General features: G+C 39.5%; 1 protein-coding gene and 1 pseudogene. Both read right to left on the bottom strand.

Annotation, left to right across the window (positions count from 1 at the left end; translation table 11 throughout):
• Window positions 1-288: pseudogene (locus ACFIMC_RS02965) on the bottom strand (hypothetical protein); the annotation flags it as partial.
• Entirely contained in the window at window positions 289-1,743 is a 1,455-nt protein-coding gene (locus ACFIMC_RS02960) for a hypothetical protein (protein ID WP_375685643.1), read from the bottom strand.
• Window positions 1,744-1,774 lie beyond the last annotated feature (31 nt).

The following is a 1,774-nucleotide window of genomic DNA, read 5'->3' as shown; positions in this document are numbered from 1 at the left end:
AGAATCACGTCCTGCCGCTGTGATCCCCGCAATCTCATCATCTAAATTAAAACTCAATCCATGCTTTAAAGAATTCCAAAAGGCTTCACTGCTACTTATTTCGGGATGTTGGGATGATGTTTCGTATTCATCTTTAGGGATACGACGTATAACCCTTATTCCAGGACCAAAATCTGGAAATGGTTCCTCTACCGATGTTTCGTATTCCTCTTTAGGGATACGGCGTATAATTCTTATTCCAGGACCAAAATCTGGAAAATCTTGATGAGTATTATTATGATGAACCATTTATCTATCCCTAATAATGTCATATATATAGTTACCGTCTGGTATGGATACTCTTTCTCCAATAGCAAGTTTTTTAATATCTTCTCTGCTACTTATAGTTGGCAATTTTTCAACACCTCCTTGCGGCATCGACTGATTAGCATATTGAGCAGAATACTTTAGACGCGGTCTTACTTCCATTCCATTTGACAACCTATAAATTTCCTCATCATTCAGTTTTTTAAAAAGATCAAACATATCTTTGATTTTTAAGAGCGTTTTATATAGTTCTTCTGGTTTATCGCTAATGTCCATAGTACCATAAGATGCTACTATGCGCCTGCTTTCTTCATTAGATAACGGTCCAACGCCTAATTTCCCGCCGTCACTTTGCTTTTTGATTGCTTCAATCACTCGAACAAAGACACCACCTTCAAGCGTTTTTAATTTATTTTTTAATGTTTTTGCAGCAGTATCGGGGAAAATCTGAGTAAAAGCACCGACCTTACCAGCAGCCTTTTTGGGATTCTTCTCTATAATTTGAAGAGCATTGTTAACTGTATCCACAATATGATTAATTTCTTTTGCTGCTACAGCAGCAGTGTTTCTCTTACCTATTTCCCACTCTTCTATGTCTCGTTTTTTCTGATTATACTCAAGTTCCTGCATCGACCCCTTAACCGGTCTCGCTCTACGTTCACCTAGTTGTGAATTGGGATCCCATTCATAACCTTTATCTAACTGAGGTTTATCACCACCTGTTAGCATCGCACTAAGCATTTGCGGATTACGTGCCATGATAGCAGCTTCTTCTTCGCTGTAACCTTTAGATTTTAGGTATTCGACGGTTTGATTGACTTGTTCTCTTCGTTTATCACCTTCATTAAGATGCTTCACACCACTTGCAAGCGCATCCCACCCAGAACCGTCTGATGAAGATTCTGCCATACCTGCAAAAAGATCTTTGAGCTTCTGATACGCATCTGATTGAAAAAACTTATAAGTATTGGACTGTAAAAATTTCTCTGCATCTGTCAGTTCAGGAGTCGGTGTTGGGGAAGCGGGTGCTAATGGTTGCGTTTGTTCATTAACATGAGGTTTTAGTTCTTGTGGAGTACTCTCTAGTGCATTTGGCATGGGTGGATGTTGATCAAATCCAAGAGGCATTTCCGCTTTAGGAGCCGTATAGGGCATAAATGGTCCATATGGATTCAGACTATTCTGTAAATAGGGGTTGGATGGGGCTTGTGCTTTCTCTGGTGTCATCATACTTTCAATACCTGACATTCCAGTCATAAATAGAGAGGTTTTGGGGTACTTTGTTATGAAATTCCCCACGGGGTTCTTTGTTATTAATTGTCCCAATCTATTCGCCCCTGTAACCGCTTTGGGAGCAATATATCTAAAAATATGAGGCGCAGCTCTCGCTGCCATAAAAGCTGCCCCAGCTAATGGAAATAATAATGGAAATGCCATCACGCTATCCTTTTAAAATTATCGTTTAATG

Source organism: Bartonella sp. AP21QHHD (assembly GCF_042196205.1).
Lineage (GTDB): Bacteria > Pseudomonadota > Alphaproteobacteria > Rhizobiales > Rhizobiaceae > Bartonella.
This window is presented reverse-complemented; position numbering and strand designations above follow the sequence as displayed.

What these genes read in the sequence shown, in the direction of transcription:
- ACFIMC_RS02960 (WP_375685643.1), bottom strand. Translation starts at nt 1,743, where the DNA reads ATGGCATTTCCATTATTATTTCCATTAGCTGGGGCAGCTTTTATGGCA.